The 17,510-nt window shown below is 44.3% G+C and carries 12 protein-coding genes, 1 other RNA gene and 2 pseudogenes; 9 read left to right on the plus strand and 6 right to left on the minus strand.

All coding sequences use genetic code 11. The features are described from left to right. Positions 1-90 precede the first annotated feature (90 nt). The 4 genes and pseudogenes from AC1EK4_RS11100 to AC1EK4_RS11115 form a co-directional block, all read left to right on the plus strand. Positions 91-1,482, plus strand: a pseudogene (locus tag AC1EK4_RS11100) (RagB/SusD family nutrient uptake outer membrane protein); the annotation flags it as partial. Positions 1,483-1,571: 89 nt separating this feature from the next. Next, a complete protein-coding gene (locus tag AC1EK4_RS11105; protein ID WP_480358285.1) occupies positions 1,572-2,549 on the plus strand; it encodes a glycoside hydrolase family 18 in 978 nt (325 codons plus the stop codon). A gap of 12 nt (positions 2,550-2,561) precedes the next feature. Further along, on the plus strand, positions 2,562-3,752 hold the full coding sequence (locus tag AC1EK4_RS11110; RefSeq protein ID WP_062432742.1) for a DUF1735 and LamG domain-containing protein: 1,191 nt from the start codon (positions 2,562-2,564) through the stop codon (positions 3,750-3,752). A 248-nt stretch (positions 3,753-4,000) separates the two neighbouring features. Next, positions 4,001-4,570, plus strand: a complete 570-nt coding sequence (locus tag AC1EK4_RS11115; RefSeq protein WP_036900175.1) for an RNA polymerase sigma-70 factor — start codon at positions 4,001-4,003, stop codon at positions 4,568-4,570. Between the two features lie 292 nt (positions 4,571-4,862). Here the strand turns inward: AC1EK4_RS11115 and AC1EK4_RS11120 are convergent, their stop codons facing one another. From AC1EK4_RS11120 to rlmN, 4 genes are read right to left on the minus strand one after another with little or no spacing between them, the layout of a single operon-like run. Next, a complete protein-coding gene (locus AC1EK4_RS11120; RefSeq protein ID WP_036900173.1) occupies positions 4,863-5,882 on the minus strand; it encodes a lysylphosphatidylglycerol synthase transmembrane domain-containing protein in 1,020 nt (339 codons plus the stop codon). Further along, positions 5,879-7,039: a PdxA family dehydrogenase gene (locus tag AC1EK4_RS11125; RefSeq protein WP_480358274.1), complete on the minus strand. Its 1,161-nt coding sequence runs from the start codon at positions 7,037-7,039 to the stop codon at positions 5,879-5,881. Before AC1EK4_RS11125 ends, AC1EK4_RS11120 begins: the two co-directional genes overlap by 4 nt. 20 nt (positions 7,040-7,059) lie before the next feature. Then, entirely contained in the window at positions 7,060-8,004 is a 945-nt protein-coding gene (locus AC1EK4_RS11130) for a DUF4837 family protein (protein WP_480358275.1), read from the minus strand. Beyond that, positions 7,988-9,043, minus strand: a complete 1,056-nt coding sequence (gene rlmN, locus AC1EK4_RS11135; protein ID WP_480358277.1) for a dual-specificity RNA methyltransferase RlmN — start codon at positions 9,041-9,043, stop codon at positions 7,988-7,990. Before rlmN ends, AC1EK4_RS11130 begins: the two co-directional genes overlap by 17 nt. Positions 9,044-9,133: 90 nt before the next feature. On the opposite strand from rlmN, the pseudogene AC1EK4_RS11140 reads away from it, so the two are divergent. Continuing rightward, positions 9,134-11,404, plus strand: a pseudogene (locus tag AC1EK4_RS11140) (DUF4922 domain-containing protein); the annotation flags it as partial. A 28-nt stretch (positions 11,405-11,432) separates the two neighbouring features. Beyond that, positions 11,433-12,698, plus strand: a complete 1,266-nt coding sequence (locus AC1EK4_RS11145; protein WP_480358279.1) for an MFS transporter — start codon at positions 11,433-11,435, stop codon at positions 12,696-12,698. Positions 12,699-13,063: 365 nt separating this feature from the next. Here AC1EK4_RS11145 and AC1EK4_RS11150 read toward each other — a convergent pair whose 3' ends face one another. Together AC1EK4_RS11150 and uxuA are read right to left on the minus strand one after the other, a co-directional pair. Beyond that, positions 13,064-13,876 (minus strand): SDR family oxidoreductase, encoded by an 813-nt coding sequence (locus tag AC1EK4_RS11150; protein WP_062435515.1) that lies wholly within the window; start codon positions 13,874-13,876, stop codon positions 13,064-13,066. 9 nt (positions 13,877-13,885) lie between these two features. Continuing rightward, positions 13,886-15,085 carry a mannonate dehydratase gene (gene uxuA / locus AC1EK4_RS11155; protein WP_480358281.1) on the minus strand — a complete coding sequence of 400 codons (1,200 nt, stop codon included), beginning with the start codon at positions 15,083-15,085 and terminating at the stop codon, positions 13,886-13,888. 175 nt (positions 15,086-15,260) lie between these two features. Between uxuA and ssrA the strand changes: the two genes are divergently transcribed. The 3 genes from ssrA (at position 15,261) to AC1EK4_RS11170 (ending at position 17,479) form a co-directional block, all read left to right on the plus strand. Then, positions 15,261-15,659: a transfer-messenger RNA gene (gene ssrA, locus AC1EK4_RS11160) on the plus strand. Positions 15,660-16,002: 343 nt separating this feature from the next. Beyond that, on the plus strand, positions 16,003-17,289 hold the full coding sequence (locus AC1EK4_RS11165) for a site-specific integrase (RefSeq protein ID WP_062435508.1): 1,287 nt from the start codon (positions 16,003-16,005) through the stop codon (positions 17,287-17,289). A gap of 4 nt (positions 17,290-17,293) precedes the next feature. Continuing rightward, on the plus strand, positions 17,294-17,479 hold the full coding sequence (locus AC1EK4_RS11170; protein ID WP_480358283.1) for a DUF1896 family protein: 186 nt from the start codon (positions 17,294-17,296) through the stop codon (positions 17,477-17,479). Positions 17,480-17,510: the final 31 nt, after the last annotated feature.

A 17,510-nucleotide genomic window follows, 5' to 3' on the forward strand; every position in this document is an offset into this window, starting at 1 on the left:
AGGTGGGTCTCATTATTTTAACCTTACTGGGTCTAAAATACTTGCCAGCGTGGGTCAAATTAGTGTGGCTTTTCCAAACGTCACGTTGCGCCTGAAAATCAGAATGATTTTCAGCTTACAGAAGACCTTGTGGGCAACATGTATGCCGGATATTACGCTGGAACTCAAAGTTGGGAGGGTGGAGCCAACGGTACAACGTATGCTTTTCCCGATGCTTGGATTAACCGCCCATTCAAGGTTGCCTATGTAGACTTCTTGTCTTCGTGGAATGTTTTGCGCCAAAAGACCGACTCAACTACTATTCTTTTCGCAGTAGGCGAGGTAGTAAAAGTGGCAGCTATGCACAAGACTACTGACATTTATGGTCCAATTCCTTATACCAAGTTTGGTTTGGAGAGCCCTGTTCCCTATGATTCTCAGGAGACAGTGTACAAGGCTTTCTTTAAAGAATTAGACCATGCCATCGGCATTATGACTGCTTTCGACAAAGTAAACAAAGGAGCTAAACCGCTGGAGAAGTTTGATTTGATTTACAACAGTGACATTCCCAAGTGGATAAAGTTTGCCAATTCGCTCAAGTTGCGTCTTGCCATGCGCGTAAGCAAGGTTATGCCCGAAGCTAAACAGCTGGCTGAGGCAGCCGTAAACAATGAGTATGGTGTGATAGAGACCAATGATGAGAATCCCGTGATGAAGAGCAACTCGGCTTTGTCGTTCACTTACTTCAATCCGTTCTACAATCTCTATAGCGAAGAAGGCTATAACGAAGATCGCATGGGAGCCTCAATGGAAGTCTATTTGGTAGGGTATGAGGATCCACGTTTACCTGTTTTCTTCAAGCCGGCAGCCGATGGACAATACCACGGATTGCAAAATGGTCACAAAGATGGTAAACGATATATGGGCCATCGCATGCTTTCGCAGCCTACTATCACTCAGGCTACTCCTTATCTATGGATGAATGCTGCCGAAGTTTGGCTGCTTCGTGCCGAAGGTGCATTGTACAAATGGCAGATGAAGGGTGAAGCGAAAGACTTATATGCGAAAGGTGTTACCGTTTCTATGGAGCAACACGGCGTAGGAAAAGATGCCGAGGCTTATTTGGAAAGCGACAAAACGCCTATAGCTTATAGGGGTAGGGTTGATTGGAGAAGCTTGCCTGCACCCTCTACTATAACTCCTGCATGGGATGGGGGAGCTACCGAAGAAGAGAATTTAGAGCGTATTATTACGCAGAAGTGGATTGCTATCTATCCTTTAGGACAGGAAGCATGGAGCGAATTCCGCCGTACGGGTTATCCACGTCTCTTTCCTGTAGCCGATAACTTGAGTGGTGGCAAGGTAAGTACCACCGAACAAGTGCGTCGTTTGCCATTCCCTGAGTCTGAATATACCGGTAATAAGGCAGAAGTTGAGAAAGCTATCAAGTTGCTTGATGGTGAAGATACGGGTGGTACACGCGTATGGTGGAACAAGAAATAAATGCTGCTAACACAGCGATTTACAATCATCAATAAAGATAAATACGTATGAAAACTAGAAATATACTGATACTTGGTCTGCTAGGTGTTATGACATTGGGTGGCTTTACATCATGCAGTACTGAGATAGAAGCATTAGAAATAGTGAAGCCCGACCAAAAAACGGAGCAATATTATGCCGATCTGCGTGCTTATAAGCAACGCAAAGACCACGAGGTATTCTTCGGATGGTTCGGTGGATGGAATGCTAAATCATCTGATATGATAGGTTCTTTGAAGAGCGTTCCCGATAGTGTGGACATCATCTCAATTTGGAATGGAACCTATGATCGTGAGGATATGGAGTATGTGCAGAATGTAAAGGGTACCAAGGTCACCTTTACCAAGTTTGCACATGGCATACCCGATGAATTTATGAGTGGCGAAAAGCACGACATTGTGACCAAAGAAGGTATCGAAGCTTATGCAGTTGCGTTGGTCGATACGATGAAGAAGTATGGGTATCAAGGCATTGATCTCGACTATGAACCCGGATATTCCGATCCGGCAGGTGGCCCTTTCCGTGGTCCGTTGGTAGGTCCGGAATACCTTTATCCCAACTATCGCGACAATATGGAAATCTTTATTAAGAAGCTGGGCGAGTTTATTGGACCTAAATCGGGTACTGATTATTTGCTCATCATTGATGGTGTGCCTTTTGATGTGAAACCCGAATTGGCTCCATATTTCAACTATGGAGTGGTTCAGGCATATCGTAGTTCAAGTTATGGCAATCTACAATCGCGCTTTAATAGTGCTGCTGCCCGCGGTTGGAAGCCTGAACAGTATATCTTTGCTGAGACTTTTGAGGGAGGAAATTATAAAAATGGTGGCGTTTCCCATGTTCTTGAAGATGGTACCCGCGTTCCCTCGCTTCTCGGAATGGCACATTTCCTACCTGAATACGAAGGTAAGAAAGCAACCCGGAAAGGTGGATGTGGCACCTATCACATGGAGAACGATTATTATTCGTCGCCCAACTATCGCTTCACACGCGAGGCTATACGAATCATGTCAGAACATAAATAAGCTAATAAGTATATGAAAAAGATAAGTATAAAAAATCTGTCTCTCGTGCTTCTCATGGCACTTGCCACAGTGGCATGTAAGGAAGAGAGATCTACCTACGATGGGGTGTATATCGTAGGTACCGAAGACAAGTCGGTAACAGCTACCCTTACGGTTGACGATGTACCATCGGCTATCGGCATCAATGTGGCTTCTTCTGCAGTTGTAGACAACGATGTGCAGGTACAAATGGAAGTTCGTAATGATTTGGTAGCCCTGTTCAACAAAGAGCATCATAAGAATTACGAGGTGTTACCCGAAAAGGCGTACAGCATAACCAATGAAAAGCTGACAATAGAGCAGGGTAAACACATCACGACTAAGGCTCTGAAATTGAGCATTACTGATCGTGAACCCATGAAGATAGGTACTACCTATGTGGTTCCTATCAGCATTAAGAGTGTAGAAGGTACAGGTATGCCGGTGATAGAAGCGTCGCGTACCATTTATGTAGTGGTCAATCAGGTCATCATAACCAAGGCTGCCGACCTCACACAAGGATGGGGTAGAGCTTTCTATGTAGTTGATTTTGGCAAGGAGGGTAAGTATCCTACCCATGCCATGAAAGCACTTACGTACGAAGCACGTGTGCGTTTCCGCAAGATGACACCGAACAACAGCAAGTGGTGTTTCTCTATCATGGGCTTGGAAGAGAATTTGTGTTTCCGTACCAGTGGTAATGGTAAGGATGGTTGGAAACTGCAAACGGGCGACCCGATACACTTCGATTCGCGTGACGCTGTACCCAATGACAAATGGATACACGTAGCTTTAGTTTACGATGCAGTAGCCAATAAACGTCTCATGTACCTCAATGGTGAGTTGCAAGGTGAGGCTCCTGCCGGTCAATCTTTTATCGATATGACCAATCACTATGCACAGAGCGGCTTCTATATTGGTAACTCGGCTAACGACAATCGCACGATGGAAGGCTATATCAGCGAGGCTCGTGTGTGGGCTACAGCTCGCTCGGCTGCCGAACTCAAGAATAATGTATGCTGGGTAGACCCCACTACTGAGGGACTCTTGGCTTACTGGCGCTTCGATGGTGTGTCTGAGAAGGATGGTATGGTGGTAACCGACCTCACCGGTAATGGTTACGATGCACATTATAAAGGCTGGGACGAACCATCATTCGTTGATGCAGTGCGTTGTCCGGAATAGTATTGAGCATGATATGAGAACAAGCTTGAAGCTTGTGATGGATAGCTTTTAATCTATATGACAGCTCCCTACGCCAACGGTATCGGCAGTAGGGGGCTTTGGTATATAGGGTATGTGCTTCTAAGCTAAAGTGATAAAAGAATAGATATAACGATTTACAGCAGAAAAAATATGTTTGTAGTATATCGTATTCATAAATAATTATGTAAATTTGCGTGCTATTTCCGTATGGAAATTAACTCGAAAACATGAATCTGTCACAGAGAAGTAAAGGTAAAGAAAGTTATTTCAAACAACTCTTCGATACCTATTATGCACCGTTTTGTTTATATGCCAAACGTTTTATAGACGATACTGAGGTCAGAAACGATATTGTTTCCGACGTGTTCTTCCATGTTTGGCAAAAGATAGATGTTGATGAATTCCAAACAGAAACGGCTGTTGAATATATTCGTTTGGCTGTAAAGAGTCGTTGTCTAAATCATTTGAAACACCAGAATTACGAAATGGATTATGCCAAATGGTTCCAACAGCGAGCTCCTATCTATGCGGAATCACCCAATTATGTTTATACTCTTGATGAATTATACGAGAAGTTGACTGGTATCTTAAAGCAACTGCCCGATGAACAGCGTCGTATTTTCACTGAAAGTTTTATCAATGAGAAGACGCGAACCGAGATAGCCAAAGAGATGAATGTGAGTGTTAAGACGGTCCAGCGCTATAAAAATAAGGTTATGGAAATACTACGGAATCAACTGAAAGACTATTTGTTGATAGCACTTCTATTCCATTTGGTACGTGAAAAGATAACATAAGAGTTTGTTGCAACGGCTCCCCAGCGTTATTGCATCAACTTTACAGCATTGCTGTCTTTGCTTAGCAGGTTTGCTGTTAAGGCTTTGCAGAGACTTCTAGTTGATTCTTTCCCAAGAAGAGGGAGAGAGTTTTTAGTTAACAAGTAGATTGGTTGACGGCTAAATCTGTTTATGAGTGAGGAGTTAGAAATGATGAGTTTTGAGGATAAAGATAGGGGTAGTAGCGAGGGGGAGGTCTCCCGTGTCTCTTAGTAAGCAATGTTATTTGCTGATAAGGTATGCTGTGTAGGGACTACATTCCGCCCCTTTCGGGCTTCTTCTTCTCCAGTTTGATGAATAGCAAGCCGATGCCCGTCCACACGAGTTCGCGCAGTCTGACAAGTAATGCCACGAAGATGCCGGCGCTAGCTGTGATACCTAATGCGGTGGTAGACATCAAAAAGCCACCTTCACGACCACCTAATTGCAGGGGAATGAAGAATAGTAAGTTGGCAAAAAGGGTGGTGAAAGCTATGATTAGGATACATTGCAGATAGCTGACTTGTGGCATGAGTACCAACAATATGAAGAATACTTCCAATGCAGAACAGATGCGACAACCCAATTCCAGCAATACTGCCGATACAAATGTCTTAGGATTCTGCTTGTGTAAGGCTGCTATCTGATTGTCGATAGTATCAAGTTGTTCGCGATGTTGCTCAATGAAAGGTTGTGCCCAACGCTTCAAAACGGGGATATGTCGCAACAAATTCATGGCTCTGACGGCCAATCCTTTGCGGTATCCTGAAGTAAAGAACCAGATTCCAAGTACACAAAAGGCACCTGTGGCGAGCAATAGGCAGCCCATCAGGAAGTTGACGTGTTGCGTAAAGATATACAAGAAGATGGAAAGAGTCCAAAACCAGAAATGACTGAAGATATGCGTCATGGCATAAAGGATGACCGATGACGATGCTCGCTCGGTTCCTATCTTCGGTGCCAACGACATGATGCGGTAGGGTTCACCCCCCATGAGTCCGCCCGGAGTGGCGTAATTGAGTGCGAAACCTGATACCGTAATCTTGTACAACCACCAAAATGATACAGGAGAACGCTTACCATTGCCAGTCGCCTTGTCTTGACTATGAATGATGATATACCATGCTCCCGTATTAAAACAATAGAGGAACAGCCATAGGAGTAGCACGGCAAAGAACCAATAGCCGGCATGTTTCAGTCCGTCCCATACCGCTGCAAAGTCGAGTTGCGTCACCATAATGACCAGCACGACAATGCCAAAGGCAAAGAATGCGTTCTGGTATTTCTTGTTCATGACTCAGTTTGTGTGTCAGTATCTGTGTTTGGCTTGCTTTGTGGTTTCCGGGGTGCACCGTTCTCATGCTTCTTAGGGATGGAAAATCTCACCTTCTCGCTCTCATCGCGCTTCTCGTGATAGAGTTTGGGAAGTGGGTTGCTCATTGGCTCATCGTAGCGTTGACGGTTGCGGAACACATCTATGGCCAAGAAGATGGCATGTCTGAATGCGGTCTCATCAGTTACTCCTTGCCCTGCAATATTGAAACAAGGAGTCATGTCGGGCGATGTGGTAGCGATAGGGATACCGGCTGCAAACTTCACGCTACGTTCGTCGGTGAGCGCTTTGAAAGGTGCCATGCCTTGATCGTGATACATAGCCAAAATACCATCGAATTCGTCGTAGGCTCCACTGCCAAAGAATGTAGTGGCAGTATAAGGGCCGAAAGCTTGTATACCTTGGGTTGCCAGTTCTGAGATAGCCGGTTCGATAATTTCTTTCTCTTCAGTTCCTAGCTCACCTTCTTTATTGATGGTGTTCAATGAGAGCACGGCAATGCGGGGATTGGAGATGTTGAAATCTCTACGCAAGGTTTCAAAGAAGAGTTTTGCTTTACGCTCTACGTTATCTTTAGTGATGTCTGAAGCTATGTCTTTAAACGAACTGCGATTAGAAACCATGGCGATACGCAGATCGTCGTGAACACATATAATCATGGATTTCTTGCCTTCGCCTAAAGAAGTCTCTATATATTCAGCATGACCGGGAAACTTGAAGCCTTCAGCTTCGATGTTTGCGCATGATAGGGGAGCGGTCACCAGTACGTCGTAGAGATCTTTGCGGTAGTCGGTCATAGCACAATCGAGTGCTTTTAGGGCTGCCTTTCCGCTTTCGGGGGTGGGCTGTCCCAAATCAACTTTTACTTCTTCGTCGAAGCACGGAATCAAGTTGATGCGGTCGTCTTCTATTTCTTCGGCACCATTGATGATGCTGAAATTGGTCTGTACGTTCAGGGCTTTGCGATGATAAGCTGCTGTTTTGGGCGAACCATATATGATAGGGGTGCACAATTCAAGCATCTCTGGTTCTGCAAAAGTTTTGAATATGAGCTCATATCCTATTCCGTTGGTGTCGCCATGTGTGATAGCCACACGGATTTTTCTATTTTCGTTCATGTCTTTTATATTGATGTTATTCAGTTAGTGGCTTTCGTCTTCAGGGTGAAGAGAACGGCCTCAGACTGTCTTATTAAATTTCTTTTCTTTGTTTCGGGTGCATATACGAATGCTTCGGCAATGATGAGGCGTTGATGGATGCTGTCGGTTTTGATGCGACAGACAAACGGTCCACCCATGGCATCGCCTTTCATGGTCCACAATCCACGAATGAATTGGCGGAAAATGAGCGATTCGGTGACTGTCTGCATGTACATAGAGTCGGTCTCGCCCTTGATATTTTCACGCATCACACTGTCTCTTATGTGAGTAAATACTTCCGATGTGATGTTCTTCTTTATAATCTTTTGCGGGAGCGTATAGATACATATGCTCTGCATTCCGCTTGTGGTATTGTTGGATAACCACACGAAGTTGCGCCCCCATTTACTAGCCGTCATGTCGGCCGGAATCCATATTGTGATGCCAAGTCGATGCTGTAGCATCTTCTCCATCTTCACATTGCGATGGGTTTTGAGTTGTGCCACGGTATTTTCCATCTCATTTTGGAGTAAGATGTCTCTTACTTTCCGTCCCAAAAGATCTTGTTTGGCTCTTAAAGCACTTATCGATGGAGCATATATATGTAGTATCAATTGGGGTGATGCATACACGTTACGTTCCATTTTCAGTCTCACTTGTGAATAGACTGTGAAGTCTATTGAGAGCATTACGATGTTGCGAGCACTCTGTGTAATGGTATTGAGTGTGGTCGCAGATGTGGTAGAAACGTCGAACGATGGCTCCGGTTGCGGGAGTGCTTCCACATCTGTCGTGAGCATTTGGTACACGATGCTGTCTTGGTCGCCCGTAAGTAGTACCTCGTAGGGGCGTCCTCCGCTCTTGGGTAACAAACCACTGCGACTTTGGCATGCCGTTAAGATCGCTCCCATGAGTAGCAATACTATTTTAAGATGTGCTCTCATCCTTTCTCACTTCGCCAATCTTCTTGGCCGTGCTCAGCAATCCGCAGGCCGCAAAGATATCTTGTCCTCTGCTAGCTCTGATGGTTGTAAAGATGCCATGAGCCGTGAGATAGTCGCGAAATGCCTCCATCTTTTTCTCATCGGCACCGTGTAAAGGCACGTTAGGAATCTGGTGGAAACGTATTAAGTTGATGCGGCACTCCATACCTTGGAGCAGTTTGATAATCTCACGGGCATGTGTCATAGAGTCGTTGACCCCACCAAACATGATATATTCAAACGAGAGACGACGTTGGTGCGAGAAATCGTAGTTGCGAAGCAAGTCGACTATCTCTTGAATGCTGATACCTTTTTGAGCCGGCATGAGCTGGGCACGCTGCTCGGCTATGGGCGTGTGCATGCTAATAGCTACATGGCAATCGCTCTCTTCGAGGAATCTTTTCAGTTTATTCTTAACGCCCACGCTGCTGACAGTGATGCGTTTGGGGCTCCATGCATAAGCGTAGTCGGCTGTAAGTATCTCTGTTGTTCTCAACACATTGTCCAAATTGTCCATTGGTTCGCCTTGTCCCATGAACACGATGTTTGTGAGTTTCTCGCGTTCGGGCAAGGAATAGATTTGGTTAAGGATGTCGCGAGCATCCAAATTGCCTTCAAATCCCTGTTTGCCTGTTTGACAAAAGAGACAGTTCATCTTGCATCCCACCTGCGAAGAGACACACAGTGTGGCTCTATCATCGTCGGGGATGTAGACTGTTTCGACAAATTTACCGTGTTGAGTAGGGAATAGATATTTGATAGTTCCATCTTTAGAGTGCTGCGCATCAATCGGGCCTGCACATCCAATTTCGTAACTTTCGGATAATTTTTCTCGATTAGCTTTCGAGATATTGGTCATCTCTTCTATGCTTTTGACATGTTGACCATAGATCCACTTGGCCATTTGCCCACCTGTAAAGGCCGGCATTCCTAAATCTTTGGCCACAGATTTCAGTTCGGGCAACGTCATTCCTAGAAGTGATTTTTTTTCACTAATCATCGTGCAAAGGTAACTGTTTTCGGCGAGAAAGTATTATCTTTGTGTCATATTTTATTGGAAGGGAAGAATATGAGAGAAGAATTGCAGTCTGATAAAAACCTACAACAATTTTTTAATGGTCAGTTAGAGGTGTGGGAGGATGCTCGGCAACGTTTCCACGATTTGGCCGATGTAACGGTAAAAGACTTCGGCATGGTGCGTTTGCAGTTCAATTCGGCACGTATGGTGAGCACAGGAGCAAAGATAGATAAGAAGACTCTGCAAAAGAGAGCTTGTTTCTTGTGTGCGCAGAATCGGCCTGCTGTACAGACATCGTTGCCTTTCGGTGATGATTTTGAGATTCTGATTAACCCTTTCCCTATTCTCCCTATCCATTTTACAATACCTGCTCGCATACATCAACCGCAGAGTATTCAAGGGCATTATGGTGCTATGCACCGGTTGTTGATGGAGCATCCCGGTTTAACGGTGTTTTATAATGGGCCTAAATGTGGTGCGAGTGCACCCGATCATATGCACCTTCAGGCTGGTACAGGGTGTGAATTGCCACTTCAAGCGAATTGGAAGAAACTCTCTGAGCAGATGGAGGTCATCTGCGAGTTGTCCGGTGGAGACCGATTGGGGGCTATTGATGGATTCTGTTGCCCACTGTTTGCTATCGTATGTAAATCGTCGGAGAATAACGAAAAACTTTTCGAGCAACTTTATAAGGCCATGCCAATGCGCGAAGACGAAACAGAACCAATGATGAATATTGTGTCTTGGCGCGATGGTGAAGAGTATATCTTTGTAATCATCCCACGAAAGAAGCATCGCCCTGACTGTTATTTCGCAGAAGGCGAAGCCCAGACACTAGTAAGTCCGGGGGCTCTTGACATGTCGGGACTTATTATTACGCCTCGTCCGGAAGACTTTCAGAAGTTATCGGCAGAGGATGCTGAGGCTATTATTGTTGAGTGTGGAATTGGTCGGGATACAATGTCTCAAATTATTGAAAGATTAAAACGTCAATTCATAGAAGAACAAACAGTTCTGTCTATTTTCCATCAAAAGCAGCCAAATGTATCTGTTGGCATCGTCAGTGCGCAGAAGTTAGCTTTTACGTTGAATTCTCCTTATGAGGTAGAGGGACAAATTGTAATAGGAAAACAGGAGGTGCTACTGGTTGATGGGATGATTCTGTGGAATGGGAAAGAATGCGATGGACTTTCTTTCTTACCGCATACGGCTGATGCTTCATTCTCGTTGGAGGATGTAACGATAGGTATCAACTTTCATTGGGAACGAAAAGAGGTACAGACTTTTCTTGGTATTCTGCGCTTTGTGGTTGATGGTGACCACATCCACGCTATCAATGAACTTCCTGTAGAACGCTATTTGGAAAGTGTCATTTCAAGTGAAATGAGTGCCACCTCAAGTCTAGAATTGCTCAAGGCGCATGCTGTCATCTCGCGTAGTTGGCTCTTGGCACAGATGGAAAAGAGAAAACGAATAGGTGAAGAAAACAAAAAACGGCCTTCGTATATGAAGACCGATGACGAATTGATACGTTGGTACGATCGTGAAGACCATACATTGTTTGATGTATGTGCCGATGACCACTGTCAAAGATACCAAGGAATAACAAAAGAAACGAGTCCACATGTGAAAGAAGCAATTCGACAAACGAGTGGACAAGTGCTTACTTCACGAGGTGAGATTTGCGATGCGCGTTTCTCGAAGAGTTGTGGTGGGGTGATGGAAGAATTTCAATATTGTTGGGAAGATACGCCGAAAAATTATCTTGTGGCTCTTGCCGATACTCCCAACGAGCATGTATTTCCTGATTTAAGGATAGAGAAGGAAGCTGATAAATGGATACGTACGGCTCCGGAATCGTTCTGCAATACGCACGATACGCACGTGTTGAGTCAGGTGTTGAATGATTATGACCAAGAAACTACCGACTTCTATCGTTGGCAAGTGGACTATACACAGCAGGAATTGGGCGCTCTGATACTGAAGAAAACGCAGATAGACTTCGGTCAGATACTTGATTTGCAGGCTGTAGAACGTGGAAAGAGTGGACGAATATGTAAGTTGCGTATAGTCGGAACCAAGCGGACTTTTACGATAGGAAAGGAATTGGAGATACGTAGAGCATTGAGTGAGAGCCACCTTTACAGCAGCGCCTTTGTGGTAGATAGAGTGGGTATGGATGCCAATGGAGTGCCTCAACGATTCCATATCATCGGCGCAGGGTGGGGACATGGTGTCGGATTATGCCAAATCGGTGCCGCTGTGATGGGTGAACAGGGGTATCTTTACAATCAGATTCTACAACATTATTATCCCGGTGCAGCTGTGAGTCGTCTCTATTAAGCGTTTTTAGAATACCATGAATGTACGTATGACGAGATATAAGAATCCTTGGTTGTGGGTGTCGGAGCTGTCGTTTGTAGACGAACTGGCTTTCGTGGCACTCATGACCTTGTCTATGATTCTTTATAAACAATTGGGTTTGAGCAATGCCGAAATTACTTTTTATACTTCATGGTTCTATCTTCCATGGGTATTGAAGCCATTGTTGAGGCCGTTTATCCCCTTTGTAAAGGACAAACGCGTCTATGTTTCGACGATACAACTGCTGATGGGGGCTGCCTTTGGAGGTGTGGCTTTCTTCATCCCATCTAAAGAATGGTTGCAGGGAACGCTCTTTTTCTTTTGGTTGATGGCCTTTGCTACTGCCACACATAGTGTGTTTGGCAGTAACTATTACGAACAAGAGCCTGCTCAATGGCGTAGGTTTCGAGTGAAAGGAATTTATTCCATATTCCATCATTTGGCTATCATTTTCGGACAAGGTATACTTGTTATGATAGCTGGAAACCTACAGGTAATCTATCGTAATAGCATCAGCTATTCATGGAGTTTGGTATTTTATGGGGTGGCGGGCTTGTTTATAGCCTTTTGGTTGTGGATTCATTATGCATTGCCGGGTTTTCGTGAGTATATAAAAAGAGAGCAAGTGGATATTAGAACACAATGGATGGATTTCAGACAGATAGTCGGTGAATTTTTACGAAGACCTGAAATTGGGTTAGGTATGCTCTTTGCTCTGCTCTATATCATGCCCCAAGGACTGTTGATACGAATGGCACCACTCTTCTTATTAGATCCTCTGCGTAATGGAGGATTAGGACTTTCACCGCAAGAATTTGGTTTTGTGCAAGGTACGGTGGGCGTTATAGGATTGGCATTTGGTGGACTTCTCGGTGGAATGGCAATCCGTCAATCGGGTTTAAAGGCTTGGTTGTGGCCCATGGCATTGGCTTTTACATTGCCCGATGTGGTATATATATTTTTGAGCCATGTACTCCCGACGAGCCTGATGGTGATTAATCTATGTGTATTCTTAGAGCAGTTGGGGTATGGTTTCGGTTTGATGGCTTATATGTCATGTTTGTCTTATTACAGTCAAGGGGAACATAAGCATCTGTACCACTCCCTCTTGATGGCCATGATGGCACTTGGGATGATGATTTCCGGTCTCTTTTCGGGAATGATACAAGCTGAAGTGGGTTATAAAACATTCTTTACCATCGTTGTGGTAAGCAGTATTGCAACCTTTATTGTTGTTGCATTGGTGAAAAGACAAACTGATATCCGCAACTAAGCCCTTGAACGTCCTTATTGCGTTTCGCACTGCTGTTTTGCCCCGTCCGCAGGCGCGGATTGCATTTCACGGCGGTGTCTTGCCCCGTCCGCAGGCGCGGATTGCGTTTCGCGGCGGTGTCTTGCCCCGTCCGCAGGTGCGGATTGCATTTCGCGGCGGTGTCTTGCCCCGTCCGCAGGCGCGGATTGCGTTTCGCGGCAGTGTCTTGCCCCGTCCGCGGGTGCGGATTGCATTTTGCGGCGGTGTCTTGCCCACCGCACCGTCCTCCCACCTCCATGAGAAGCGGCAGCTTGGCCACCATCAAAGCCTGCGTTCCATCCGGGAAAATGGGATTACTCGTTTGGAGTGAAATTCCTGTCTATTTCCTACATGGCAAAGATATTGAAGCCGCCGTCAACAACAGCTACTGTTCCGGTAACGAATGCAGAGGCTTCACTCATGAGATAATGGATGGTGCCACACAGTTCTTCGGGTTTACCCATGCGCCCAAATGGAGTTTGGCGAATGACGTCCTGCCCACGCTCGGTATAGGTCCCGTCGGGATTGGTAAGTAATGTTCGATTCTGTTCGGTAATGAAAAAGCCGGGGGCAATGGCGTTGACACGGATGCCTTCGCCAAATTTTTTAGCCGTCTCATGAGCCATATAGGCCGTAAAATTGCTGATACCGGCCTTCGCAGCAGCATATCCACAGACGCGAGTTAGCGGTCTGAAGGCTGCCATACTGGAAAAATTGATGATGCTTCCCTTCCCTTGAGCTACCATCGGTCGTAAGAATACCTGCGTGGGTATGACAGTTCCGGTGAGATTTAAGTTTAAAACCTGTAGGAATTGGTCGGGTTTAAGGTCGAAGAAGTTTTGGTTAGGGCCGATGGTTGCACCGGGCTGATTGCCGCCGGCAGCATTCAACAGCGTATCCACTTTGCCATATTTCTCTATAATATCCTTGCAATTCTGCTCTACGACAGTCTGATTCATGACATCGGTCTTGAAGAATGATGCTTCACCACCGGCATTTTTAATATCTTCTACTATCGTATTTCCCACCTCTTCTTTACGGCCTAGAATGGCCACCTTGGCTCCGTTTTCTGCCAGATATTTCGCAATACAGCGTCCTAATACACCTGTGCCGCCTGTGATGACGACCACATTATCTTTGATATCGAATAAATTGTTCATGGTAAATAGTTAATCAAAAAATCCCGGTTGTTTATAATCTATTCCTAGTTCGCGGTCTACAGTGGCGAGAATACCCTGCACTTGCCCCATGGCAAACATGCGTCCAAGGAAACTGTATCCCGCATTATACCCTCGTTCGGCATCATTGAGCATCGTCATTCCATGGTCTACGCGCATGGGAAGACGGGGATTGGTACGTTCGAAGATACGTACCAATTCGATGATGTCGGCGCGGCCACCTAGATGGCTGGCCTCTGTAAAGTCTCCATTTGGGAAAATGTGGCATGAACGCAAGTGTACGAAACTAGTGCGCGATGCATATTTGCGAGCCAATTCCACCACATCGTTATGTGCACCAGCCGATAGACTGCCTGCACAGAAGGTTAATCCGTTGTGTACATTGTCCACTGCATGGAGGAACCAAGCTATGTCTTCATCGTTTGTAACGATGCGTGGAAGTCCCAAGATGGGGAAGGGTGGGTCGTCGGGATGTACGCACATGTATATATTACATTCGTCGCAAGTGGGCATGATAGCGTTGAGGAAGTAGCGCATGTTTTCGCGTAATTGGTCACGCGTGATGCCTTTGTAGAGGGAAAGCAGCTCGCGGAAGAGTTCTACTGGGTGTTCATCATCCTCTTTGATGTTTCCGCTGACGAATCCTTGTGTCTTTACGATGATATTTTCTACCAATCTATGGTCGTCTTCAGGAGTCATTGTACGTTTCAATTGCTCTACTTCTTCCAAGATGGCAGGACTCCAATCCTTTTCAGCTCCATCTCTCTTGAGAATGCAAATATCGAAATAAGCAAATTGGGCATGAGAGAAATAAAGATTGGTACTGCCGTTTGGATTGGCATGCGACAAGTCTGTACGTGCCCAATCCAGTACAGGCATGAAGTTATAACATACCGTATGGATGCCTTCTGCGGCAAGATTATGCAGACTCTGTTTGTAATTTTCTATTAATGTATCGCGGTCTGGCGAACCATATTTGATACCTTCGCTCACAGGAAGACTCTCTACCACACTCCAACGCATACCATAACTTTCTATGTATGTGCGGAGAACATGTATTTGCTCTTGCGCCCAAATCTCTCCATTAGGCACATCGTGTAAGGCTGTGACAATGCCTTCCACACCTATTTGTTTCAGCATGCCAAGTGTTATCTTGTCGTTTTTGCCGAACCATCTCCATGTTCTTTCCATGAATTTCCCTTTGTTTTATCTGATTAGATTATATGCTTGCAAACTTAGTGAAATTATCCGAATTCTCCGTCCATTATTTGTTCAATTATCGTAAAAAAAGGTTTTTCTTTGTGCGAATGATATATTTACTGTATATTTGCAGCGGAATAGCGATTCCATACATCGTTATCATCACGGGGTTGACTGGATTTGACAGCGGGATGAAGTAGGATGTAAGCACGCGGAGGCTCGTCGGCTACCTCCATAATCTGAGTGGACACAAATTTAATTGGCGAAAACAATTACGCTCTCGCTGCCTAATCGAAGTACAGTAGATTACTGGCTTTATCCCTTCACTAGGTGAGGGGACGAGACATCGCTCCAAGGATGTTGTTCCGAATCTGAGGACTTAGCGGTGCAGGAAAATCGGAAATAGTCTATGTAAGCCTCGTTGCATGGATGAAATTTAGAGGATAAGGTTGCAGTTGGTGGTCCGGGTCTTGCTGCAATTCGAAAATTGAAGGCCGGAATAAGCGTGTAGAAAGCATGTTATTTCCCTGTTTGGACGTGGGTTCGAATCCCACCAGCTCCACTTGATGTACTCTAAACAAGAGTTTTTAGGAAATTGATTAAATCAGATAATCGTCGTAATATCAATGAGTTACGACGATTATTTATTTATATATATCCCTGTTTGGGAGTACATACAGATATCACCAAGTCGCTCAAAAGACTCCCAACTGGCTACAATATGGCTACAGGAAAAATCATCTTTCTAAAATTGTAGCCAGTGATACCATACAGAGTACACATAGATACCGTATACTTCATTGTTATTCAAATAATTATGTCGAACTTTGCAGCTGTAAAAACAATGCGTAACTCACCCGTAAGCGGGACAGAAACACATTTTACTTCTGCATTAAAAACTTGTAAGTATGAAAAGTATTTTTAGAACAAGCTTCTATTTGCGAAGCAATTATTTGAACAAGGAAGGAAAATCTTCAGTTATGATGCGTATTCATCTTAATGGAGAAAGAGTAGCTCTCGGTACAACGGGGGTTAACGTTGACCCAGAAATGTGGGACAGTACATTGGGTAAAGTACGAGGACGAACTAAGGAGGCTTTGGCTACCAATGCCCAGCTAACGAGCATTAGCACTGACCTTCAAGTAATATTCCAGCGCTTGGAATTTTCTGATGAGTTGAGTTTAGAACGGATTAAGTCTGAATATTTGGGCAAGCGTGAGACTATGGAAACCATACTCTCATTGTTTACCAAATACAATAATGATATGTATGCACAGATAGGCTGTGGTGTAAGTAAGGCAAACTATCGCAAGTTTGATATATGTAAGCGCCACTTTACTAAGTTTCTTGAAATAAAATATGCCCGAACTGATCTTAATGCCATAGAACTTACACCTATCGTTATTCATGATTTTGATGTTTATCTTAGAACAATAGTGGGACAAAGTTTTAACACAGCTATTAAAACCTTAAAAACGTTCAAAACCGTCATCATATTTGGACGTAAGGCTGGTGTATTCAATCATGATCCTTTTCTCAACATCCACTTCAAGACCAAACGAGTGGATCGGGGATTTCTTACAGATGAAGAGATTGATGCCATAATGCACAAAGAATTTGCTACGCAACGACTGGTCAATGTTCGAGACATATTTTTATTTTCATGCTTTACAGGTTTAGCTTATGTTGATGTTGCCAACCTTACAGCTGATAATATAATTACAATGGATGGAAAGCAGTGGATAGTTACGGCAAGAAAGAAAACCGATACGTTAAGTCATATCCTTCTTCTTGATATTCCAAAAATGATTATAAAGAAGTATGCAGGCTGTGCTAAAAATAGTAAACTTATACCCATTCTCAGCAATCAACGAATGAACTCTTATCTGAAGGAGATTGCAGATGTTTGCGGTATCAATAAGAACCTTACCTTTCACATGGCTCGACATACTTTTGCAACAATGATGCTTACCAAAGGTGTTCCTCTTGAGTCTGTATCAAAAATGTTAGGACATTCGAGTATTACCACTACACAACTTTATGCTCGCATAACAAACAAGAAAATAGAAAATGATATGCTTGCAGTGTCAAAAAAAATAGATAAATTCAATTTTGTAAGTTCGCCAGCAACTAAAGTAACTAAACAGTATTGCACGAAAAAGAATAGTACAACTATTATTACATCTAATCAATAAAAATATGGAAACAACAAAGAAAGAGCTTTCTTACTTCCGTTTGAAGTTGGAAGCGTATCTCGGAGAACATTTTCCAGAGAGAATGAATGAAAATACGTTTATAACAGCTCGTGCAGACGAAGCATTGACAACTTACTGCGATGCTTGGAAAAGCCACACTAATTTGACCCACGCTGGCAAAGTATTTTAGACCCAGTAAAACGATTTATTATTGACCCACT

It is taken from the genome of Prevotella sp. C0026C3 (assembly GCF_056590795.1).